24 protein-coding genes are annotated in these 21,418 nt (G+C 70.8%); 16 read left to right on the top strand and 8 right to left on the bottom strand.

Features of this window, described 5'->3' with window-relative positions:
* Positions 1-59: 59 nt before the first annotated feature.
* The gene (ruvB, locus tag LOC65_RS06815) at positions 60-1,124 is read right to left on the bottom strand and encodes a Holliday junction branch migration DNA helicase RuvB (protein WP_230247015.1); all 1,065 of its coding nucleotides are present in this window, start codon (positions 1,122-1,124) and stop codon (positions 60-62) included.
* Between the two features lie 80 nt (positions 1,125-1,204).
* Here ruvB and LOC65_RS06810 point away from each other — a divergent pair, with 80 nt between their 5' ends.
* Positions 1,205-1,675: a copper chaperone PCu(A)C gene (locus LOC65_RS06810; RefSeq protein ID WP_009858468.1), complete on the top strand. Its 471-nt coding sequence runs from the start codon at positions 1,205-1,207 to the stop codon at positions 1,673-1,675.
* A gap of 119 nt (positions 1,676-1,794) precedes the next feature.
* On the opposite strand, the gene ruvA is transcribed toward LOC65_RS06810, so the two are convergent.
* The 3 genes from ruvA to embS all read right to left on the bottom strand — a co-directional run bounded on the left by ruvA (position 1,795) and on the right by embS (position 4,992).
* Positions 1,795-2,373 (bottom strand): Holliday junction branch migration protein RuvA, encoded by a 579-nt coding sequence (gene ruvA / locus LOC65_RS06805; RefSeq protein ID WP_009858467.1) that lies wholly within the window; start codon positions 2,371-2,373, stop codon positions 1,795-1,797.
* 43 nt (positions 2,374-2,416) lie between these two features.
* Positions 2,417-3,061, bottom strand: coding sequence for a response regulator transcription factor EmbR (embR, locus tag LOC65_RS06800; RefSeq protein ID WP_009858466.1), 645 nt, complete (start codon positions 3,059-3,061; stop codon positions 2,417-2,419).
* A gap of 62 nt (positions 3,062-3,123) precedes the next feature.
* Entirely contained in the window at positions 3,124-4,992 is a 1,869-nt protein-coding gene (gene embS, locus LOC65_RS06795) for a sensor histidine kinase EmbS (RefSeq protein ID WP_230247014.1), read from the bottom strand.
* A gap of 82 nt (positions 4,993-5,074) precedes the next feature.
* Between embS and LOC65_RS06790 the strand changes: the two genes are divergently transcribed.
* Together LOC65_RS06790 and ybeY are read left to right on the top strand one after the other, a co-directional pair.
* Positions 5,075-6,043, top strand: coding sequence for a PhoH family protein (locus LOC65_RS06790; RefSeq protein ID WP_230247013.1), 969 nt, complete (start codon positions 5,075-5,077; stop codon positions 6,041-6,043).
* Entirely contained in the window at positions 6,033-6,476 is a 444-nt protein-coding gene (gene ybeY, locus LOC65_RS06785) for an rRNA maturation RNase YbeY (protein WP_132648599.1), read from the top strand. The genes LOC65_RS06790 and ybeY overlap by 11 nt, the downstream gene beginning before the upstream one ends.
* Here the strand turns inward: ybeY and LOC65_RS06780 are convergent, their stop codons facing one another.
* From LOC65_RS06780 to hemB, 3 genes are read right to left on the bottom strand one after another with little or no spacing between them, the layout of a single operon-like run.
* Positions 6,477-7,367 carry a DMT family transporter gene (locus LOC65_RS06780; RefSeq protein ID WP_230247012.1) on the bottom strand — a complete coding sequence of 297 codons (891 nt, stop codon included), beginning with the start codon at positions 7,365-7,367 and terminating at the stop codon, positions 6,477-6,479.
* 13 nt (positions 7,368-7,380) lie between these two features.
* The gene (locus LOC65_RS06775; protein WP_230247011.1) at positions 7,381-8,457 is read right to left on the bottom strand and encodes a magnesium transporter CorA family protein; all 1,077 of its coding nucleotides are present in this window, start codon (positions 8,455-8,457) and stop codon (positions 7,381-7,383) included.
* A gap of 10 nt (positions 8,458-8,467) precedes the next feature.
* Positions 8,468-9,472, bottom strand: coding sequence for a porphobilinogen synthase (gene hemB / locus LOC65_RS06770; protein WP_029718861.1), 1,005 nt, complete (start codon positions 9,470-9,472; stop codon positions 8,468-8,470).
* A gap of 244 nt (positions 9,473-9,716) precedes the next feature.
* Here hemB and LOC65_RS06765 point away from each other — a divergent pair, with 244 nt between their 5' ends.
* From LOC65_RS06765 to LOC65_RS06720, 10 genes are all read left to right on the top strand, one after another.
* Entirely contained in the window at positions 9,717-10,145 is a 429-nt protein-coding gene (locus LOC65_RS06765) for a CopD family protein (RefSeq protein WP_230247010.1), read from the top strand.
* A 16-nt stretch (positions 10,146-10,161) separates the two neighbouring features.
* Positions 10,162-11,277, top strand: coding sequence for a VanZ family protein (locus LOC65_RS06760; RefSeq protein WP_230247009.1), 1,116 nt, complete (start codon positions 10,162-10,164; stop codon positions 11,275-11,277).
* A 46-nt stretch (positions 11,278-11,323) separates the two neighbouring features.
* The gene (locus tag LOC65_RS06755; RefSeq protein ID WP_009858457.1) at positions 11,324-11,650 is read left to right on the top strand and encodes a ferredoxin; all 327 of its coding nucleotides are present in this window, start codon (positions 11,324-11,326) and stop codon (positions 11,648-11,650) included.
* The gene (locus LOC65_RS06750; protein ID WP_009858456.1) at positions 11,647-12,264 is read left to right on the top strand and encodes an alpha/beta hydrolase; all 618 of its coding nucleotides are present in this window, start codon (positions 11,647-11,649) and stop codon (positions 12,262-12,264) included. Before LOC65_RS06755 ends, LOC65_RS06750 begins: the two co-directional genes overlap by 4 nt.
* 19 nt (positions 12,265-12,283) lie before the next feature.
* Positions 12,284-13,429, top strand: a complete 1,146-nt coding sequence (locus tag LOC65_RS06745) for a D-alanyl-D-alanine carboxypeptidase family protein (RefSeq protein ID WP_009858455.1) — start codon at positions 12,284-12,286, stop codon at positions 13,427-13,429.
* 37 nt (positions 13,430-13,466) lie between these two features.
* Positions 13,467-14,357 (top strand): D-amino acid aminotransferase, encoded by an 891-nt coding sequence (locus LOC65_RS06740; protein ID WP_164963429.1) that lies wholly within the window; start codon positions 13,467-13,469, stop codon positions 14,355-14,357.
* A gap of 7 nt (positions 14,358-14,364) precedes the next feature.
* Positions 14,365-14,640, top strand: a complete 276-nt coding sequence (locus tag LOC65_RS06735) for a DUF493 family protein (protein ID WP_164963428.1) — start codon at positions 14,365-14,367, stop codon at positions 14,638-14,640.
* Positions 14,641-14,645: 5 nt separating this feature from the next.
* The gene (lipB, locus tag LOC65_RS06730) at positions 14,646-15,311 is read left to right on the top strand and encodes a lipoyl(octanoyl) transferase LipB (protein WP_230247008.1); all 666 of its coding nucleotides are present in this window, start codon (positions 14,646-14,648) and stop codon (positions 15,309-15,311) included.
* Between the two features lie 82 nt (positions 15,312-15,393).
* Positions 15,394-16,362: a lipoyl synthase gene (gene lipA, locus LOC65_RS06725; RefSeq protein WP_230247007.1), complete on the top strand. Its 969-nt coding sequence runs from the start codon at positions 15,394-15,396 to the stop codon at positions 16,360-16,362.
* 60 nt (positions 16,363-16,422) lie between these two features.
* A complete protein-coding gene (locus LOC65_RS06720) occupies positions 16,423-17,100 on the top strand; it encodes a DUF4197 domain-containing protein (protein ID WP_230247006.1) in 678 nt (225 codons plus the stop codon).
* A 9-nt stretch (positions 17,101-17,109) separates the two neighbouring features.
* On the opposite strand, the gene LOC65_RS06715 is transcribed toward LOC65_RS06720, so the two are convergent.
* Entirely contained in the window at positions 17,110-18,357 is a 1,248-nt protein-coding gene (locus LOC65_RS06715; protein WP_230247005.1) for a CaiB/BaiF CoA-transferase family protein, read from the bottom strand.
* A gap of 98 nt (positions 18,358-18,455) precedes the next feature.
* Between LOC65_RS06715 and LOC65_RS06710 the strand changes: the two genes are divergently transcribed.
* Genes LOC65_RS06710 through ptsP form a run of 3 tightly spaced genes read left to right on the top strand, consistent with a single transcriptional unit; the run spans position 18,456 to position 20,944 of the window.
* Entirely contained in the window at positions 18,456-18,905 is a 450-nt protein-coding gene (locus LOC65_RS06710) for a PTS sugar transporter subunit IIA (RefSeq protein WP_009858448.1), read from the top strand.
* Complete coding sequence (locus LOC65_RS06705) at positions 18,874-19,143, top strand: HPr family phosphocarrier protein (protein ID WP_009858447.1); 270 nt, start codon at positions 18,874-18,876, stop codon at positions 19,141-19,143. Before LOC65_RS06710 ends, LOC65_RS06705 begins: the two co-directional genes overlap by 32 nt.
* A gap of 22 nt (positions 19,144-19,165) precedes the next feature.
* Positions 19,166-20,944, top strand: a complete 1,779-nt coding sequence (gene ptsP, locus LOC65_RS06700; RefSeq protein ID WP_164963424.1) for a phosphoenolpyruvate--protein phosphotransferase — start codon at positions 19,166-19,168, stop codon at positions 20,942-20,944.
* Positions 20,945-21,418: the final 474 nt, after the last annotated feature.

The raw sequence follows: 21,418 nt of genomic DNA, 5'->3' as shown, positions 1-21,418 counted from the left end.
GCTGTAAGACCGAGCGGTGCGGTGTGACAGCCTTCACGCAGCCGGCCCGGCCGGCCTGTTCAGCCGGTGCCGAACAGGTCGCCGCCGGCCCGCTGGGGCGGCGACAGGCCCAGGTGGCGGTAGGCCGCGAGCGTGGCGACACGGCCGCGCGGCGTGCGCTGCAGGTAGCCCTGCTGGATCAGGTAGGGCTCGATGACGTCCTCGATCGTGCCTGCCTCCTCGCCGATCGCCGCGGCGACGTTGTCCAGCCCGACCGGGCCGCCGTCGAAGCGGTGGATCACCGCCTCCAGCAGCTTGCGGTCCATGACGTCGAAACCCAGCGGGTCGACGTCCAGCAGCGCCAGCGCCTTGTCGGCGATCGGCGCGTCGATGCGGCCGTCGCCCTTGACCTGGGCGTAGTCGCGCACCCGGCGCAGCAGCCGGTTGGCGATGCGCGGCGTGCCGCGCGAGCGCCGCGCGACTTCGAGCGCGCCGGCCGGGTCGACCTCGACGCCGAGCAGCCCGGCCGAACGCGTGACGATGCGCGTCAGCTCGTCGGCGTTGTAGAACTCCAGCCGCGCGACGATGCCGAAGCGGTCGCGCAGCGGGTTGGTCAGCATGCCGGCGCGGGTCGTCGCGCCGACCAGCGTGAAGGGCTGCAGGTCGAGCTTGATCGAGCGTGCCGCCGGGCCGTCGCCGATCATGATGTCGATCTGGTAGTCCTCCAGCGCCGGGTAGAGGATCTCCTCGACGACCGGCGACAGGCGGTGGATCTCGTCGATGAACAGCACGTCGTTCTTCTCGAGATTGGTCAGGATCGCCGCCAGGTCGCGCGGCTTCTCCAGCACCGGGCCCGAGGTCTGGCGCAGGTTGACGCACAGTTCCGCGGCGACGATGTGCGCCAGCGTCGTCTTGCCCAGCCCCGGCGGGCCGAACAGCAGCACGTGGTCCAGCGCCTCGGCGCGGCCGCGGGCGGCGTGGATGAAGATCTCCAGCTGCTCGCGTGCACGTGCCTGGCCGACGTACTCGTCCAGCAGCTTGGGGCGCAGCGCACGCTCGATCGCCTCCTCGTTGGGCGACGCGGGGGCGGCGCTGACCACGCGCGGGGCCGGGAGTGAGCCGAAGTCGTCGGTCTTGATCGCCATGGGGCCGGATTATGGCGAGCTAGACTGCCTGCCCCGGCGCCCGTGTCGGCCGCCGGCGACGACCCAAGGAGTGTTTCGCGATGAACCGTAGCACCGCTGCCGTGATCGGCGCGCTGTTGAGCCTGGCCGCCGCGGCCGCCTCGGCCCAGACCACCGTCAAGGACGCCTGGATCCGCGGCACCGTGGCCCAGCAGAAGGCGACCGGCCTGTTCGCCCAGATCAGCTCGGCCCAGGGCGGCCGCCTGGTCGGCGCCTCGTCGCCGGTGGCCGGCGTCGTCGAGGTGCACGAGATGGCGATGGACGGCAACGTGATGAAGATGCGCGCGCTGGCCAACGGCCTGGCGCTGCCGGCCGGCCAGACCGTCGAGCTCAAGCCCGGTGGCTACCACGTGATGCTGATGGACCTGAAGCAGGCGCTGGACGTGGGTTCCACGGTGCCGGTGACGCTGATCTTCGAAGGCGCCGACCAGAAGCGCGAGAGCGTCGAGCTGCAGGTGCCGGTGAAGGCGATGAACGCCGCGATGCCGGCGATGAAGCACAGCGGTCACTGAGTCCGGCGAGCGAGGTCCGCTGATCCCCGCGCGACCCAGCTTCCCGCCACGGGCCGGCTCCGCCGGTCCGTTGGCGGACGGCCCCCTCGGGGGGTAGCGAGCGAAAGCGAGCTCGGGGGCTAACGGTTCAGTGCCTTGAGCGCCACCTTGATGCCTTCGCTGACGCCGACGTCCTTCGGCAGCGCCTTGGCCGCGGCCTGGGCCTCGCGCTCGTTGTAGCCCAGCGCCATCAGTGCCTGCACGATGTCGGCGTGGGCATCGCCGGCGCCGCCGGCGGCCGACGGCAGGCCCAGGTCGGGGGCGAGCTTGCCCTTCAGCTCCAGCAGCACGCGCTCGGCGGTCTTCTTGCCGATGCCGGGCACCTTGACGAGGCGGGCGCCGTCCTGCGCCGCGACGGCCTGCGACAGCTCGGCCACCGACAGCCCCGACAGCAGCGCCAGCGCCATGCGCGGGCCGACGCCGCTGATCTTGACCAGCAGCCGGAAGGTCGCGCGTTCGCTCGCGGTGAGGAAGCCGAAGAGCTGCTGCGCGTCCTCGCGCACGACGAACTCGGTCAGCAGCACGACACGCTCGCCGAGCGCGGGCAGGTGATAGAACGTGCTCATCGGCACGTCGACTTCGTAGCCGACGCCGCCGACGTCGACGAGCAGCTGCGGGGGGGTCTTTTCGGCCAGCGTGCCGGAGAGTCGTCCGATCATGGCCGCGATTGTCGCCGCGCCGGGCCGCGAGCCCGGCGGGGGATCAGCGGAACAGGCCCAGGCGCTGCGCTTCCAGCGCCGCCTCGGCGCGCGAGCTCACGTTGAGCTTGCGGTAGATCTGCTTGACGTAGTCGGCGATCGTGTGGCGCGACAGGCCCAGCTGCACGCCGATCTCGGGCAGCGTGTAGCCCTTGGCCACGCGCAGCAGCACCTCGCTCTCGCGGTCGGTCAGCTGCACGTGCGGCAGCAGCGAGGTCTGCGGCTTCGCCTTCTGCGTGAAGTGGGCCATCATGCGCCGCGCGATCGACGGCGACAGCGGCGGTTCGCCCTGGCTGATGCGCTGCAGCTGCTCGACGATCAGCTCGCGCGGCTGCTCCTTCAGGATGTAGCCGAAGGCGCCGGCCTGCAGCGCCGGGAACAGGTGCTCGTCGTCGTCGTGGATCGTGACGACGACCGACTGCGCGTCGGGCTGCACGTCGCGCAGCTTGGTGACGACGTCGACGCCGCTGCCGTCGGGCAGGCCGAGGTCGATCAGCGCCAGCTCGAACTTGACGGCCGCGGCCAGCGAGATCGCGTCCTGGACGCGGGCACTCTCCGAGATCTGCGCGGACGGAAACACCTGGAGCACCAGCTTGCGCATCCAGGCGCGGATTTCGGGGAGGTCTTCGAGCAGCAGGACGTTCTTCATGGGGCTGGGGCTCGTGGGGGCCGAAAACTGATCCTAACAGCAGCCGGTGCCGCGGCGCCGCACTAGGCGGCGCCCTCCAGCGCCCGGTCCAGCGGGATCGTGAGCCGTATCACGGTCCCGCGGCCGGGAGCGGATTCCACCAGGCACTGCCCCTGCAGCTGCTTGGCGCGGTTCTTCATCGTCGCCATGCCGTGGCCACGGTCCAGCCGGCCGTCGTTCTCGATCTTGATGCCGTCGCCGTCGTCCTGGACAACGACCTTGAAGTCGCCGTCGGCCACGGTGCAGGTCACCGAGGCGTGCGAGCCGCCGCTGTGCTTGATGATGTTGCTCGTCGCCTCGCGCAGGATGCGCGTGGTCTGCACGAAGGCGCGTGCCGACAGCATCTGCGTCAGGTCCTCGGGGGCGTCCCACTCGGCCTGGATGCCGGCCTGCGCGAGCCGGTTGACGACCTCGGCGCGCCAGTCGCCGAGCGCGTCGGCCAGGCGCACCGCACGGCCGGTGAGGCCGCGCACCGACAGCCGCATCTCCTCCAGCGCCTCGCGCGCCAGCGTCGAGATGCGCTGGTCGTCGCTGGTGTGCACGATGGTCAGCAGCTTGGCGCCCAGGTCGTCGTGCAGGTCGGCGGCGATGCGCTTGCGTTCGCGCTCGGTGATCTGCTCGACACGCAGCTCGGCGAGCTGGCGGAAGTTGCGCTCGATCTCGGCGGTGGCCTCGCGCACGCGCTCCTCCAGGTGGGCGCGGCCGAGTTCGGCCTCCTGCAGCGCACGCCCGTGCTGCTGCACCAGGCGCAGGCCGACGACGACGAACATCAGCGGCGCCACCAGCCGCGCGGCCTGCGCCGGCAGCGGGCTGCCGCCGATCTGCTGCGAGACGAACTCCACCAGCGCGGCCAGCGCCAGCGTGCCCAGCGTCGCCGCCATCACCCACGACGAGCGCGAGTGCGCGCGCCATTGCGCGCGCAGGTAGAGCAGGGCCGCGGCGCCCACCTGCAGGCCGAGCAGCAGCGACCACAGCATCGTCAGCGTGTGCAGATGCGCCGCGCCGGCGAGCACCAGCGAGGCCGGCATCGCCACGCACTGCAGCGGCAGCAGGCGGTCGGCGAGGCGGCTGCGGTGCCGGGCGTAGCGCAGCAGGAACTGCACCGCCGCCAGCGTGATGAAGGCCAGCAGCGAGCACAGCAGGAACTCCGCCACCGCCGGGTCCACCGGCACCGTGCGCAGCCACAGCCGGGCCTCCAGCGCCGACCACAGCACCGACAGTGCGCCGAAGTAGGCCAGGTGCGACTCGCGCCGGTTGATCGTGCCGAGCACGAACATGAAGCTGCCCATCAGCAGCAGCGTCGCCGACAGCGCCTGCGGCAGCGCCACGGCGAAGGTGTGCTGGCGCGCCTGGCGGTGCAGCAGCCGCGATTGCGGCCCCAGCTCCAGCGCCGACAGCCCGCCGGCGCGCCAGCGCGAGCCCACGCGCGCCAGCGGCTGGCCGGTGACCTTGATGTCCAGCGTGTTCAGCTCCGGCGCGATCAGCGCCGAGGGCAGCGTCACCAGCTGCGGCTGGCCGCAGTTGTTGGTCGCCGGCTCGCGCATGCGCCCGCCGCTGAAGACGAGCTGGCCGTTGAGGTGGACCTCGAGGTTGGTGCAGGCGCGCTCGATGTACAGCGCGCTCAGCTCGTCGTCGCCGGGCCGCTGCAGCGCGCGGAATCCGACGCGGTACCAGACCGGCCCGGCCTCGTTGGGGCGCGTGCGCGACCAGTCGTCGGGCAGCGTGACCGGGCGCGCGTCGGCGTCGCCGGGGAATCCTGGCGTGTCGCCGGGGGCCACCAGCGCCGAGGTGATGCGCAGCGTCTGCGCCGCCGCCGGCAGCGCCGCCAGCGCGAACATCAACAGGAGCAGCAGCGACGACAGGCGGCGGAGCAGGGCGGCGGGCGACGACATGTCGACCGATTCTGAGGCATGCCGCCGGCCCGGCGGCGCTGCGACAATGGCGCTTCCTGCCGTCCCCCCGCATCCTCGTCGCTTGATCCGCCGCCACACGCTCGCCCCGGCCGACCACCGTCGGCTCGCCCATCTCTGCGGCCCGCTCGACGCGCACCTGCGCGCCATCGAGGCCGGCCTCGGCGTGACGCTCGCGCGCCGCGACGACAGCTTCCGCATCGACGGCGCACGCGCCGCGGTCGAACGCACCGTCGCGCTGCTCGACCGGCTGTACGCGCTGGCCGAAGCGCCGATCGGCGAACGCCGGCTGCAGCTCGCGCTGGCCGAAGCCGGCGCGATGCCGCCGCCTGCGCCCGGCACGCCGGCTGACGGCGGCGCCGAGCGCATCGTGCTGCACACGCGCCATGCCGACCTCGTCGGGCGCACGCCCAACCAGGTGCAGTACCTGCGCCAGATCCTGTCGCACGACATCACCTTCGGCATCGGCCCGGCCGGCACCGGCAAGACCTTTCTCGCCGTGGCCTGCGCCGTCGACGCGCTCGAGCGCCACGGCGTGCAGCGCATCGTGCTGACACGCCCGGCGGTCGAGGCCGGCGAGCGCCTGGGTTTCCTGCCCGGCGACCTGGCGCAGAAGGTCGACCCGTATCTGCGCCCGCTGTACGACGCGCTCTACGACCTGATGGGCTTCGACCGCGTCGCCAAGGCCTTCGAGCGCGGGCTGATCGAGATCGCGCCGCTGGCCTTCATGCGCGGGCGCACGCTCAACCACGCGTTCGTGATCCTCGACGAGGCGCAGAACACGACGCGCGAGCAGATGAAGATGTTCCTCACGCGCATCGGCTTCGGCAGCAAGTGCGTCGTCACCGGCGACGTCAGCCAGGTCGACCTGCCCAAGGGCATGGCCAGCGGCCTCGTCGAGGCGCGGCACATCCTCAAGCGTGTGCCGGGCATCGCGTTCACCGATTTCACCGCCGCCGACGTCGTGCGCCACCCGCTGGTGGCGCGCATCGTCGAGGCCTACGACGCCGCCCGGGAGCCGCGTGAAGCCTGAACTCCAACTGTCGCTGCAGTTCGCCGACGCCCGCCACCGCGGCGCGCTGGCGCGTCACCGTGTCGCGCGCTTCGTGCGCACGGCGCTCGAATCCAACGGCCGCATCGCGGTGCGCATCGTCGATGAGGACGAGGGCCGCACGCTCAACCGCGAGTACCGCGGCAAGGACTACGCGACCAACGTGCTGACCTTCGACTACGAACACGAGCCCGAGGTCGTCGCCGACCTGGTCCTCTGTGCGCCGGTCGTCGAGCGCGAAGCCGCCGAGCAGGGCGTCACGCTGGAGGCGCACTACGCCCACCTGCTGGTGCACGGCACGCTGCACGCCCAGGGCTGGGACCACGAGGACGACGGCGAGGCCGAGGCGATGGAAGCGCGCGAGACCGAGCTGCTCGCCGCGCTGGGTTTCGCCGACCCCTACGCGCGCGGCTGATCAGCCGGCCTTCGGCCGCATCAGCACCGAGGCGATCGCCGCGACGATCAGCAGCATCGCCGCGAAGTCCTGCCAGTGCAGCGTCTCGCCGAGCGCCAGCGCGCCGGAGAAGGTGCCCAGCACCGGGATCATCATCACGCTGATCGAGCTGGCCACCGGCGGCAGCGTGCGCGCCAGGTAGAACCAGGCCGCCTGCGCGAAGCAGAACACGCCGACGGCGTTGTAGGCGATGGCCCAGGCCACCGGCGCCGACGGCAGGGTCCAGCTGTGCGACTCGAAGGCCAGCGCCAGCACGCTCATCACGGCGGTCGTCACGACCGTCATCCAGAACGCCACCGCGAGCAGCGGCACCGGGATCGTGCTGCGCCGCAGGCGATGCGTGCCGTAGGCCCAGGTCGCCGCGGCCAGCAGCATCGCCGCGGCCGCCCAGGGCGCGCCGGCCAGGCGGCCGGCCTCGTGCGCCAGCAGCAGCACGACACCCAGCCCGGCGGCGGCGACGCCGGCGAGCTGGCGCCAGCCCAGCCGGTCGCCGAACAGCCAGCGGCCCCACAGCGCCGCGAACACCGGCATCGAGTAACCGAGGATCGCCGCGCGCCCCGAGCTCAGCGACGGGATCGCGAGGATCACGACGACGTGCCAGACCAGCATGTTGGACACCGTCAGCCGCAGCAGCTCGCCCCAGTGCTCGCGCGGCAGCGCCAGCGGCACGCGCAGCGCCAGCAGCGCCAGCAGCGCCAGGCCGAACAGCGGCAGCCCGGCGAGCATCGACACGGCGCGGAAGGACAGCGGCGGGAAGCCGCTGACGCCGAGTTTCATCACCGGCCAGTTCAGGCCCCAGATCAGGGTCAGCAGCAGCAGGACCGCCAGCTGGCGGCGTGTCGGGCGGCTCATCGGAGAACGGGATTCAGCGGCGCTGTTCGCCGAGGTAGCGCTTGCGCCAGAAGAACACCGCCAGCCCGACGCCGACGGCCAGCATCAGCCAGATCGCGACCCAGATGCCGTTGCTCGAGTGCACCAGCGGCAGCATGTCGAAGTTCATGCCGAAGAAGCCGGTGATCAGGTTCAGCGGCAGGAAGACGGCGGTCAGCACCGTCAGCGTGCGCATGATGTCGTTGGTGCGGTGCGCCACCGCCGAGAAGTGCATCTGCACCGCGGTCTCGGCCGAGTGCTCGAGCCGGCGCACGTGCGAGAGCACACGTTCGACGTGTTCGAGCACGTCGCGCGAGCGCACGCGCAGCAGCTCGCGCTCGCGTTGCGCGGCGGCTTCGGCGGGTTCGGGCCATTCGTCGAGCGCGTCGACCCACTCCTGCACCGCGCTGCGCTGGTCATCGCAGGTGTCCTCCAGCGTGTGCAGCGCGGTACGCGACTGCAGCAGCACGCTCCAGTCGCCGAAGCGGCTCTTCGGGTCGAGCAGGCGCTGCTGCAGGTAGCCGAGCTGGCGCGTCAGCAGCCGGCGCAGGTCGAGGTAGCTGTCGACCATGTGGTTGACCATGCGCAGCATCAGGTCCGCCGGGCTGGCCGGCAGGCGCGTGCCGGCGCCGGCCAGGCGCGTGGCGAAGTGCTCGCGCACGGCGCAGTCGGTCGGGTGCACGGTGATCAGCACGCGGTCGAAGACGACGAAGCCGACCGGGCTGGTGTCGATCGCGCGCAGCGCGCGTTCGGCGCTGGCCATCGTGCCGTGTTCGTCGTCGACGAACAGGTCCTCGCTGCCGGCGGCGGCGGCCAGCCGCCGGAAGACCAGCAGGTCGTACCAGGAGGTGTAGTCGTAGTGGCTCGGCAGCTGGTGGTTCAGCAGGTCCGAGACGTGCAGGTCGACCAGCGCCCCGAGGCCCCAGCGCTGCAGCGCCGCCTGGAGATCGGCCTGGCCGAGCTCGAAGACGCGGCGTGCGCTGCCGATCCAGAGGAAGCCCTCGGCCGGCAGCGCCTGCGGCAGCGCGTCGAGTTCGCGGAAGCCCGGCGCGCCGACGTGGAAGACCCGCATGCGGGCGGGATCAGCGCTGGCGCAGCAGCCGCGCGGCGTCGAGCGCGAAGTAGGTCAGGATGCCGTCGGCGCCGGCACGCTTGAAGGCGAGCAGCGCTTCCATCATCACGGCGTCGTGGTCCAGCCAGCCGTTGGCGGCGGCGGCCTTGATCATCGCGTACTCGCCGCTGACCTGGTAGGCGAAGGTCGGCATGCCGAACTCGTCCTTCACGCGGCGCACGATGTCCAGATACGGCAGGCCGGGCTTGACCATCACCATGTCGGCGCCCTCGGCGATGTCCAGCGCCACTTCGCGCAGGGCCTCGTCGGAGTTGCCCGGGTCCATCTGATAGACCTTCTTGTCGCTCTTGCCCAGCGTGCCGCGCGTGCCGACGGCGTCGCGGAACGGGCCGTAGAAGGCGCTCGCGTACTTGGCGCTGTAGGCCATGATGCGCGTGTGGATGTGGCCGCCGGCTTCCAGCGCGTTGCGGATCGCGCCGATGCGGCCGTCCATCATGTCGCTGGGTGCGACGATGTCGACGCCGGCCGCGGCGTGCGTCAGCGCCTGGGCGGTCAGCACCTCGACGGTGGCGTCGTTGATGATGTAGCCGGTCTCGTCGAGCAGGCCGTCCTGGCCGTGGCTGGTGTACGGGTCCAGCGCGACGTCGGTCATCACGCCGAGCTCGGGGAAGCGCTCCTTCAGCGCGCGCACGGTGCGCGGGATCAGGCCGTCGGGGTTGGTCGCTTCGCGGCCGTCGGGCGTCTTCAGCGACGCGTCGATGTTCGGGAACAGCGCCAGCACCGGGATGCCGAGTTCGACGCACTGCTCGGCGACGCCGAACAGCATGTCCTGGCTCATGCGCTGCACGCCGGGCATGCTCGGCACGTCCTGGACCTGACCCGTGCCCTCGAGCACGAACACCGGGTAGATGAAGTCTTCCGGCGCCAGCCGGTTTTCGCGCACGAGGGCGCGGGTGAAGGCATCGCGGCGCAGCCGGCGCGGCCGGCTCGCGGGGAACGGGGGAAGGGTACGCACGAGCTGTCCTGGGGGTTCTGGAGCGTGTCACACGCCTGCGAAGGCCCGACGGATTTCGGTTGGCTCTTCGCCGGTCACTCTGCTAAAGTGACCGATGAATGATAGCCGCACGCGCGGTGGTCATTCCCTGCTTTTCCTCCCTGAGCAGGTGCCTTACCGTGATGACAGCGATAAGGCTTGCTGGCCCCGGCTCCGCGCCGGGGCCTCCTTTTTTCAGCCTCGTGGCGCCCGCCATAATGGCCCGATGAGCTACCTCTGGGTCAAGGCCTTCCACATCATCTTCGTGGCGAGCTGGTTCGCCGGGCTGTTCTACCTGCCGCGTCTGTTCGTCAACCTGGCGATGGTGCCGCCGGACAGCCACGCCGAGCGCGAGCGCCTGCTGCTGATGGCGCGCAAGCTGTACCGCTTCATGATGATCCTGATGGTCCCGGCCTTCGTGCTGGGGCTGCTGCTGTGGCTGCACTTCGGCATCGGCGCCGGTGCCGGCTGGCTGCACGCCAAGCTGACGCTGGTGGCGGGCATCCTCGTCTACCAGGAGTTCTGCCGCCGCGTGCTGAAGGACTTCGAGAACTCGGCCAACAAACGTTCGCACAAGTGGTTCCGCGTCTTCAACGAAGTCACGGTGATCCTGTTCATGGCGATCGTCGTGCTGGTCGTCGTCAAGCCCTTCTAGCGGGCGCTTCGCACGCGTGACGAGCGACCGTCACCGCAGCTCGGCCACGCCGCTGGCGGCGGCGTTCGCGGCGCTGATCGTCTACGCCAGCCTGTTCCCGTTCGAGGGCTGGCGCTGGCCGCCGGGGCAGGAGCTGACGGCGCTGCTGGCGCTGCCCTGGCCGCGCTGGGTGACGCCGTTCGACGACTGGTCCAACTTCGTCGGCTACGTGCCGCTGGGCGCCCTCGTGCTGATCGCCGCACGGCGCAGCGGTTGGGCGCCGCTGCCGTCGCTGGCGCTGGGCCTGGTGCTGCCGGCGGCGCTGTCCTACGGCGCGGAGGTCACGCAGCAGTTCCTGCCGACGCGCCACCCGTCGCTGAAGGATTTCGCGCTCAATTCGGCCGGCGGCGCCGTCGGCGCGCTGGCCGGTGCGGCGCTGCATGCCGCCGGGCTGATCGACCGCTGGCACGGGCTGCGCCAGCGCTGGTTCGTGCCGCGCAGCGCCGGGGCGCTGGCGTTGCTGGCGCTGTGGCCGCTGGGGCTGCTGTTCCCGGCGCCGGTGCCGCTGGGCCTGGGCCAGTTCGGCGAACGCCTGCGCGGCTATGCGCTCGACTGGCTCGACGAAGTGCCCTGGGCCGACCCGGTCTACGAGATGCTGGCCGCGGTGCCGACGCCCGGCGAGCGCCTGTGGCCGCCGGCCGAAGGCGCGGTCACGGCGCTGGGCCTGCTGGCGCCCTGTCTGGTGGCCTATTCGGTCGTTGCGCCGGGCTGGCGGCGCGTGGTGCTGGCCGCCGGCGCGCTGGCGCTGGCCGCGGCGACGATGACGCTGTCGACGCTGCTGAACTTCGGCCCGCAGCACGCGCTGGCCTGGCTGACGCCGATGGTGGGCCCGGCCTTGCTGGCCGCGGCCTGCAGCGCGCTGCTGCTCGCGCCGGTGGGGCGCCGCGTCGCCTGCGGCCTGGGGCTGGTGGTGCTCACGGTGCTGGTGACGCTGGTCGCGCAGGCGCCTGCCGACCCGTATTTCGCCGACAGCCTGCAGAGCTGGGAGCAGGGGCGTTTCGTGCGTTTCCACGGGCTGGCGCAGTGGATCGGCTGGCTCTGGCCGTATGCCGCGGGCGGCTGGCTGCTGGGCCGTCTGGCCAGCCGCGACTGAGTCCCCGCGCGCCGGCCGTGCCGGGGGCGGTGCCTACAATCCCGCCATGAGCTATTTCCGGCATCACATCTTCTTCTGCCTCAACGAGCGGCCCGCCGGAGAGTCGAGCTGCGCCCGTCACGGCGCGCAGGAGGCGTTCGATCACTGCAAGGCGCGTGTCAAGGCCGAAGGCCTGGCCGGCGCCGGCGGCGTGCGCGTCAACAAGGCCGGCTGCCTGGACCGCTGCGCCGGCGGCCCGGTGGCCGTGGTCTACCCCGAAGGCACCTGGTACACCTACGTCGACCGCGAGGACATCGACGAGATCGTCGAGTCGCACCTGAAAAACGGGCGGCCCGTCGAGCGCCTGATGCTGCCCCCCGACGTCGGCCGATGAACTCGGCCACCGAGCGCCGGGCGATCCCCGGCCCGGCCGGCGCGCTGGACGTCGCGATCGACGCTCCCGCAGCCGGCCTGCGCGGCGTGGCCGTGCTCTGCCACCCGCATCCGCTGCACGGCGGCACGATGGACAACAAGGTCGTGCAGACGCTGGCGCGGGCGTTCGTCCAGCTGGGCTATCGCGCGGTGCGCTTCAACTTCCGAGGCGTCGGCGGCTCCGGCGGTGAATGGGATGCCGGCGTCGGCGAGCTCGACGACGCGCTGGCCGTCGCCACCGCCTTCCGTGACCCGTCGCTGCCGCTGGCCGTCGGCGGCTTCTCCTTCGGCGGCGCGATCGCCACGCAGCTGGCTGCGCGCCTGGCCGACGCCGGCACGCCGGTCGAGCGCCAGGTGCTGGTCGCGCCGGCGGTGCGGAACTTTCGCGCCGCGCCGGTGCCTCAGGACAGCGTCGTGATCCACGGCGAGGCCGACGAGGTCGTGCCGCTGGCGGCGGTGCTCGACTGGGCGCGTCCCCAGTCGTTGCCGCTGACGGTGGTGCCTGGCGCCGGCCACTTCTTCCACGGGCAGCTCACGCTGCTCAAGCAGATCGTCGTCGGTGCCTGGCACCGCTGACCCACCCCATTCCTTCCCGATGAAACGACTCCTGTCCCTGGCGCTGGCCTTCTTCGTGGCTGGCGCCCACGCCCAGGCCCCGGTGCCGCCCGAGGTCGCCGCGCGCCAGTACATCCTGATCGACGTCAGCGCCAACCAGGTGCTCGCCGAGCGCGACGCCGACACGCCGGCCGACCCGGCCTCGCTGACCAAGCTGATGAGCGCCTACCTGGTGTTCAACGCCGTGCGCGACGGCAAGCTGGCGCTGGACCAGCGTGTGCCGGTGTCCACCCGCGCCTGGGACGAGCGCAAGTACGGCGGCTCGCTGATGTTCATCGACACCCGGATGCAGCCGCGTGTCGACGAGCTGCTGCGCGGCATGATCGTGCAGAGCGGCAACGACGCGACGGTCGCGCTGGCCGAAGCGGTCGGCGGCACGGTCGAGAACTTCGTCGCGATGATGAACAAGCAGGCCCAGGCCTGGGGGCTGAAGAACACCCAGTTCCGCAACCCCTCGGGGCTGACCGAGGCCGGCCACAAGACGACGCCGCGCGAGATCGCCTACATCGCCACTCGCATCATCCAGGACCACCCGCAGTTCTATCCGATCTATTCGGAGCGGGCCTTCGCGTTCAACAACATCCGCCAGGACAACCGCAACCTGCTGCTGGGCCGCGACCCGAGCGTCGACGGCATGAAGACCGGCTACACCGAAGCCGCCGGCTACTGCCTCGTGGCCAGCGCCCAGCGCGACATGCCCAACGGCAAGCGCCGGCTGCTGTCGGTGGTGATGGGCACGGCCTCGATGCAGGCCCGCGCCAACGAGAGCCAGAAGCTGCTGAACTGGGGCTACGCGGCCTGGGACGCGATCCGGCTGTTCGACGCCGGCAAGGCGGTGGCCACGGTGCCGGTCTGGAAGGGCAACAAGTCCGAAGCCCGCCTGGGCGCGCCGGGCGCGATCTTCGTCGCCGTGCCGCGCGGCGAAGGCGACAAGCTGAAGACCTCGATCCAGCGCACCGACCCGCTGGTCGCGCCGCTGCAGCAGGGCCAGCGTGTCGGCACGCTGAAGGTGACGACCGCCGGCGGCACGCCGGTGGCCGAGATCCCGCTGCAGGTGCTCGAGCCGGTGGGCCTGGCCGGCATCTTCGGCCGCGCCTGGGATGCCGTGCGGCTCTGGATCAAGTAATCTGGGGCCTTCACGCGGCGTCCACACCGAGACCGTCATGGCGATCGCCCTGCCCGACACGCTCTGCTACCTGAACGGCCACTACACCCCGCTCGCCGAGGCGAAGATCCCGGTCCTGGACCGCGGCTTCATCTTCGGCGACGGGATCTACGAGGTCGTGCCGGTCTACGGCCGGCGGCTGTTCCGCTTCGACGAGCACCTGGCGCGGCTGGAGCGCAGCCTGGCGAAGATCCGCATCCCGAACCCGCACACGCGCGACGAGTGGCTGGAGCGCTGCCGCTGCCTGGTGCAGACGCTGGCCGAGACGCGCGGCGTCGATGACCAGGTGGTCTACATCCAGGTCACGCGCGGCGTCGCCCCGCGTGACCACGTGATGCCCGACGGCCTGGAGCCGACGGTCTTCATGATGGTCAACCCGCTGAAGCACGCGACGGCCGAGCAGCGCCACCACGGCGTGGCCTGCATCACCGCGCGCGACTTCCGCTGGGAGCGCGGGGACATCAAGAGCACCAGCCTGCTGGGCAACGTGCTCGCGCGCCAGATGTCGGCCGACCACGGCGCCGTCGAGACCATCATGCTGCGCGACGGTTTCCTCACCGAGGCCTCGGCGAGCAACGTCTGGATCGTGCAGGAAGGCGCGCTGATCGGCGCGCCCAAGAGCGAGTTCGTGCTCGAGGGCATCCGCTTCGAGCTGCTGCGCGAGCTGTGCGAGGACTGCGACATCCCCTACAGCCTGCGCCCGGTGTCCGAGGCCGAGCTGCTGTCGGCCGACGAGGTGCTGCTGAGCTCGGCCACCAAGGAAGTGCTGCCGGTCACGCGCCTGGACGGCGTGCCGGTCGGCCACGGCGCGCTGCGCGGCAAGCCGGGCCCGGTCTACGCCCGCCTGTACGAGGCTTACCAGCAGGCCAAGCGCCTGCAGTCGATCTGAAGTCAAGATGGCCGACATCCCGCCCGAACAAAGCCTCATCGAGTACCCGAGCGCCTTCCCGATCAAGGTGATGGGCGCGCACGTCGAGGGCTTCGAGGAAGCCATCGTCGCGGTGGCGCTGCGTTTCGACCCCGAGTTCGACCGCCTGCGTGTCGAGCGCCGCCCGAGCAAGGGCGGCAACTACATGGGGCTGACGATCACCGTCACGGCGACGAGCCGCGAGCAGCTCGACGAGCTCTACCGCACGCTGAGCACGCACCCGATGGTCAAGGTCGTGCTCTGACGGCGATGCGGCTGTTGCTGCAGGGCCGGCGCGACTATGCCGAGACCGAGGCCGCGATGCGCGGCTTCACCGAGGCGCGCACGGCCGGCACCGAAGACGAGATCTGGCTCGTCGAGCACCCGCCGGTCTTCACGCAGGGCATCGCCGGGCGCGAGGCCCACGTGCTGGCGGCCGGCGAGATCCCGGTCGTGCGCACCAACCGCGGCGGCCAGGTGACGTACCACGGCCCCGGCCAGGTCGTCGCCTACCCGCTCGTCGACCTGCGGCGCGCCGGCTACTTCGTCAAGGAATACGTCTTCCGCCTCGAGGAGGCGGTGCTCGACGTGCTCGGCGCCGTCGGCGTCACCGGCCACCGCGTGCGCGGCGCGCCGGGCATCTACGTGCGCCTGGACGACCCCTTCGGTCACGCCCGCCTGGTGCCTCGCGACGACGATCCGTTCGCCGGCCTGGGCAAGATCGCCGCGCTCGGCATCAAGGTCAGCGGCCACTGCACGTACCACGGCGCGGCGCTGAACGTCGCGATGGACCTGCAGCCTTTCGAGCGCATCGACCCCTGCGGCTACAAGGGGCTGAAGACGGTGGACCTGCGCTCGCTGGGCATCGAGGTCGGCTGGGAGGACGCGGCGCGCGCCTTCGGCCAGGCGCTGGCGCGGCGGCTCGCGCCGGCCTGAGCCCGGCGCCGACCCTGACGGCCGGGCGGCGAAAGGCCGCGGCGGATAATCTTCGGGCTCCCACGCCCGCCCGCTCCGCGCCATGACCGATCCCCAGACCCCGGCCTACGACCCGACCGCCAAGCAGAAGTCGCAGGCCAAGACCTCGCGCATCCCGATCAAGGTGGTGCCGGCCGAGGTGCTGAAGAAGCCGGAGTGGATCCGCGTGAAGGCCGGCTCGGCGTCCTCGCGCTTCTACGAGATCAAGAACGTGCTGCGCGAGCAGAAGCTGCACACGGTCTGCGAGGAAGCCTCGTGCCCGAACATCGGCGAGTGCTTCGGCAAGGGCACGGCGACCTTCATGATCATGGGCGACAAGTGCACGCGGCGCTGCCCGTTCTGCGACGTCGGCCACGGCCGCCCGGACCCGCTGGACGCCGAGGAGCCGAAGAAGCTGGCCCAGACCGTCGCCGCGCTGAAGCTGAAGTACGTCGTCGTCACCAGCGTCGACCGCGACGACCTGCGCGACGGCGGCGCCCAGCACTTCGTCGACTGCATCACCGCGATCCGCGAGGCGTCGCCGGCGACGCGCATCGAGGTCCTGGTGCCCGACTTCCGCGGCCGCCTGGACAAGGCGCTGGCGATCCTGAAGACCGCGCCGCCGGACGTCATGAACCACAACCTGGAGACCGTGCCGCGCCTGTACAAGGAGTCGCGGCCGGGCGCCGACTACGCCTTCAGCCTGAACCTGCTCAAGCGCTTCAAGGAAGAAGTGCCGGCCGTGCCGACGAAGAGCGGGCTGATGGTCGGCCTGGGCGAGACCGACGAGGAGATCCTCGAGGTGATGCGCGACATGCGCGCCCACGGCATCGAGATGCTGACCATCGGCCAGTACCTCGCGCCCAGCGGCCACCACCTGCCGGTGCGTCGCTACGTGCACCCGGACACCTTCAAGATGTTCGAGCGCGAGGCCGCGGCGATGGGCTTCAGCCACGCCGCCGTCGGCGCGATGGTGCGCTCGAGCTACCACGCCGACCAGCAGGCGCACGCGGCGGGCGTCACCGAAGGCTGATCGGTTGCCAGCGTGCGCGCCCGCGCGCACGATCGCGTCTCCCGTCTTGATGGAGTTGCGATGGATCGCAGGCAATTCGCGTGGACCTTGGCCGCCGCGTCGAGCGTCTGGCCGCTCGCCGGCCGCGCCGCCGCGCTGACCGAGACCGATGCCGCCGCCGGCGTGCGTGCGGCGCTGGAACGTGGCGCCGTCGCCGCCGTCGGCTTGCTGGGGCGCACCGACGGCTTTCTCGGCAACCCGAAGGTGCGCATTCCACTGCCGGGCGCACTGGAGGATGCCGCCGGGCTGCTGCGCGCCACCGGCCAGGGCAAACGCGTCGACGAGTTGGTGACGGCGATGAACCGCGCCGCCGAGGCGGCGGTGCCCGAGGCGCGCACGCTGCTCGTCAGCGCCGCCAAGTCGATCAGCGTCGAGGACGCGCTGGACATCGTGCGCGGCGGCGACACCTCGGTGACCGACTTCTTCGCACGCAAGACGCGCGAGCCGCTGGGCGTGAAGTTCCTGCCCATCGTCACCAAGGCGACCGAGAAGGTGAAGCTGGCGGACCGCTACAACGCGGTCGCCGGCAAGGCTTCGCGTTTCGGCCTGATCCAGCAGGAGGACGCCAACGTCCAGCAGTACGTCACCGCCAAGGCGCTCGACGGCCTGTACCTGATGATCGGCGAGGAGGAGAAGAAGATCCGCGCCGACCCGGTCGGTACCGGCAGCGCGATCCTGCGCAAGGTCTTCTCGCTCTAGCCGGCCGCGTCAGACCACGCCGCGGGCGTGCAGGTCGGCGATCTCGGCCTCGGTCAGGCCGATCTCGCGCAGCACCTCGTCGGTGTGTTCGCCCAGCAGCGGCGGCGCGCGGCGCAGCGTCGGCGGTGTCGCCGACAGCTTCATCGGGCTGGCGACGAGATCGATCGTGCCGAGCAGCGGGTGCTCCGCCTGCGTCACCATGCCGCGCGCACGCACCTGCTCGTCGGCGAAGACGTCGCCCAGGTCGTTGATCGGCCCGCAGGGCACGCCGGCGGCGTCGAGGGCGGCCAGCCAGTCGGCGCGCGCGCGCTGCCGCATCAGCGGCTCCAGCATTGGAATCAGCACCTGACGGTGGCGCACGCGCGCGGCGTTCGTCGCGAAGCGTTCGTCGGTGGCCAGCTCGGCGCAGCCGGCGATCTCGCAGAAGCGCCTGAACTGGCTGTCGTTGCCCACCGCCAGGATCAGGTGGCCGTCGGCGACCTCGAACACCTGGTAGGGCACGATGTTGGCGTGGGCGTTGCCGACGCGCCGCGGCGGCGTCTTCGTCGCCAGGTAGTTGGCGCCGAGGTTGGCGAGCATCGCGACCTGCGTGTCCAGCAGCGCCATGTCGATCGCCTGGCCTTCGCCGGTGGCGTCGCGGTGACGCAGCGCGGCGAGGATGGCGACCGTCGCGTACATGCCGGTGAACAGATCGGCGACCGCCACGCCGACCTTCTGCGGCCCGGCGCCGGGCAGGCCGTCGCGCTCGCCGGTCACGCTCATCAGCCCGCCCAGGCCCTGGATCGCGTAGTCGTAGCCGGCGCGATCCTGGTACGGCCCGCTCTGGCCGTAGCCGGTGATCGAGCAGTAGACGAGGCGCGGGCGCGTCGCGCGCATCGCCTGGGCGTCCAGGCCGTAACGCGCCATGTCGCCGACCTTGAAGTTCTCGATCATCACGTCGGCGGTGTCGGCCAGCCGGCGCACCAGTGCCTGACCGTCGGGGTGCGCGATGTCGATCGTCACCGAACGTTTGTTGCGGTTGGTGCCGACGAAGTACGCGGCCTCGGCGCTGTCGTGGCCGGCGGCGTCCTTCAGGAACGGCGGGCCCCAGCCGCGTGTGTCGTCGCCGCCGGGGTGGCGTGCCGAGCGCGGGCGTTCCACCTTGACGACGTCGGCACCGAGGTCGGCCAGTGTCTGCGTGCACCAGGGGCCGGCGAGCACGCGCGAGAGATCGAGCACGCGCAGCCCCGCGAGCGCGCCCGGTTTCAGCTGTTCCATGGCGCCGATTCTGGGCCCGCGCCGTGCGCCCAGGCCCTGATGCGAGTACGGTGCGCAAGACGGAGCGAAAGCTGCCGATAATCCGCGCTCCTGCTGCCATGGCCGCCCTGCTCGTCATCGCCCACGCCCCGCTCGCGTCTTCGCTGCGCGCGGTGGCCGCGCATGTCTATCCGGACTGCGGCCGCGGCCTGGCGGCGCTGGACGTCGAGCCCGGCATGCAACCCGAGCAGGTGGTCGAGCGCGCGCGTGCGCTGCTGGCCGAACTCGGCGCCCAGGAGGCGCTGATCCTGGTCGACGTCTTCGGCGCGACGCCCTGCAACGCGGCGCTCGAACTGGCCGACGGCGTCTCCGCACGTGTCGTCGCCGGGGTCAACGTGCCGATGCTGTGGCGCACCCTGTGCTACGCCCACCTTCCGCTGGATGAACTGGTCGCGCGCGCCGTGGCCGGTGGTACGCAAGGTGTCATGCAGATCGGCGGCGCGCGCCGGCAGAATCAGGCCGTCTCCCCGGGCCCTCATGATCAAGACCCGCATCACCATCAGCAATAAGCTCGGCCTTCACGCCCGCGCCTCGGCCAAGCTGACCAAGCTGGCGGGCACCTTCCGCAGCGAAGTCTTCATGAGCCGCAACGGCCGGCGGGTCAACGCCAAGAGCATCATGGGAGTGATGATGCTGGCCGCCGGAATGGGCACCGAGGTCGAGATCGAGACCGACGGCGAGGACGAGCAGGCCGCGATGGAAGCGCTGCGCGGCCTGATCGACGCCAAGTTCGGCGAAGGCCAGTGACGCGCCGACGGGAGCCGAACGCATGAGCATCCAGGTCTTCGGCACTCCCGTCTCGCGCGGCGTCGCGATCGGCCGCGCGGTGCTGGTGGCTTCCAGCCGCGTCGACGTCGCGCACTATTTCGTCGCGGCCGAACGAGTCGAGCAGGAGATCGACCGGCTGCGCCAGGCGCGCGACATCGTGTCCGCGGAGCTGACGGCGCTCAAGCGCGACCTGCCGCAGGATGCGCCGGCCGAGCTGTCGGCGCTGCTCGACGTGCACCAGATGCTGCTGCACGACGAGACCATGACCTCGGCGACCCGGCAGTGGATCGTCGAGCGCCACTACAACGCCGAGTGGGCGCTGTCGGCGCAGCTTGAGGTGCTCGCGCGCCAGTTCGACGAGATGGACGACGAGTACCTGCGTGAACGCAAGGCCGACGTCGAGCAGCTGGCCGAGAGGTTGTTGCGCTGCCTTGCCCGCAGCAAGCCGGGCCACAGCCCCTCTGCGGAGCCGGACGTGATGCGCATGCGCGACTTCGGCGGCGAGGACCCGCTGGTGCTGGTCGCCAACGACGTCGCACCGGCCGACATGATCCAGTTCAAGCGCAGCGTCTTCACCGGCTTCGTCACCGATGTCGGCGGGCGCACCTCGCACACCGCCATCGTCGCGCGCAGCCTGGACATCCCGGCCGTCGTCGGTGCGCGCGAAGCGAGCCGCCTGATCCGGCAGGACGACTGGCTGGTCATCGACGGCGACGCCGGTGTCGTCATCGTCAACCCGTCGCCGATCGTGCTGGAGGAGTACCGCTTCCGCCAGCGCCAGAGCGAACTCGAACGCGCCCGCCTGAACCGCCTGCGCCACACGCCGGCGGTGACGCTGGACGGGCAGCCGGTCGAACTGCTGGCCAATATCGAGATGCCGGGCGATTCGGCCGGGGCGCTGGAGGCCGGTGCGGTCGGCGTCGGCCTGTTCCGCAGCGAGTTCCTGTTCATGAACCGGGGTGGCGACCTGCCCGGCGAAGACGAGCAGTTCCAGGCCTACCGCGACGCCGTGGTGTCGATGCAGGGCTTGCCGGTGACGATCCGCACCGTCGACATCGGTGCCGACAAGCCGCTGGATCGCATGAGCCTGCAGGAGCTGCGACACGAGCATGCGCTGAACCCGGCGCTGGGCCTGCGCGCGATCCGCTGGAGCCTGGCCGAGCCGGACATGTTCCGCCAGCAGCTGCGCGCCATCCTGCGCGCGAGTGCCTTCGGCAAGGTGCGCATCCTGGTGCCGATGGTCGCGCATGTCGGCGAGATCCGGATGACGCTGGAGGCGCTCGAGCGTGCCCGACAGCAACTCGACGACGCAGGCTGTGCTCACGGCGAAGTCGAGATCGGCGCGATGATCGAGGTGCCTGCTGCGGCGCTGATGATCGGCCGCTTCCTCGATCACTTCGACTTCGTCTCGATCGGCACCAACGACCTGATCCAGTACACGCTGGCGATCGACCGGTCCGATGATGCCGTCTCCCATCTCTTCGATCCCTGGCATCCTGCGGTGTTGCGCCTGATCGCGGACACCATTGCCAAGGCCAACGCTCGAGGCAAGGGTGTCAGTGTCTGCGGCGAGATGGCCGGCGACGCGGCGTTCACCGACTTGCTGCTGGCCATGGGGCTGCGCAGCTTCTCCATGCACCCGGCGCGCATCGCGTCGATCAAGCAGCGAGTGCTGCGTGCCGACACCCGCCGCCTGGCCGCGGCGGTCGAGGCGGTGCTGAGCGCCGAGGATCCGGCGCTGGAGGCGGCGCGCCTGTTCTCGGGCGGGCTCGCCCACTGACAAGGCCGGCAGCGGGCGGAGCTTCCGGCACTCGTCCGGATCGGCCGGTCCCTGGGTGCGCGGGCTGAGGTGTGCCGGTGTGCGGGCAGGCAGCAGCGAGGTGGTCGACGGTGTCCTGCAAACTTTTTTCGTTGAACCGCTTGCAATCGGTTTTGGAGCCGTGCTACAGTCACAAGCTCCGCTGATCGACGGTGGTGCTTCGAAAGAGGCAGTTCCGGAAAAACTCTGAAAAGGGTTTCAGCGAAAAGCAGAAAAGCCGAGTGCTTGACAGGGTTTAAAAAGAATGTCAGAATCTCGGTCTTCGCTGAACAAACAGCGACGCAGCGAAAGCAGCGAAGTTCTTTAACAACATACAGCCGATAAGCGTGGGCGTTTGAAGGCGAGTGCCAAGAAGTCGCAAGACTTCAAGGTCCTAGTGACTTTAAACGCTCATGGAAATAGAAGTGAAGTTCACTTCGATTCCTATTGAGCAAA

This window comes from Rubrivivax sp. JA1055 (assembly GCF_020966565.1).
Classification (GTDB): Bacteria; Pseudomonadota; Gammaproteobacteria; order Burkholderiales; family Burkholderiaceae_C; genus Rubrivivax; species Rubrivivax benzoatilyticus.
This window is presented reverse-complemented; position numbering and strand designations above follow the sequence as displayed.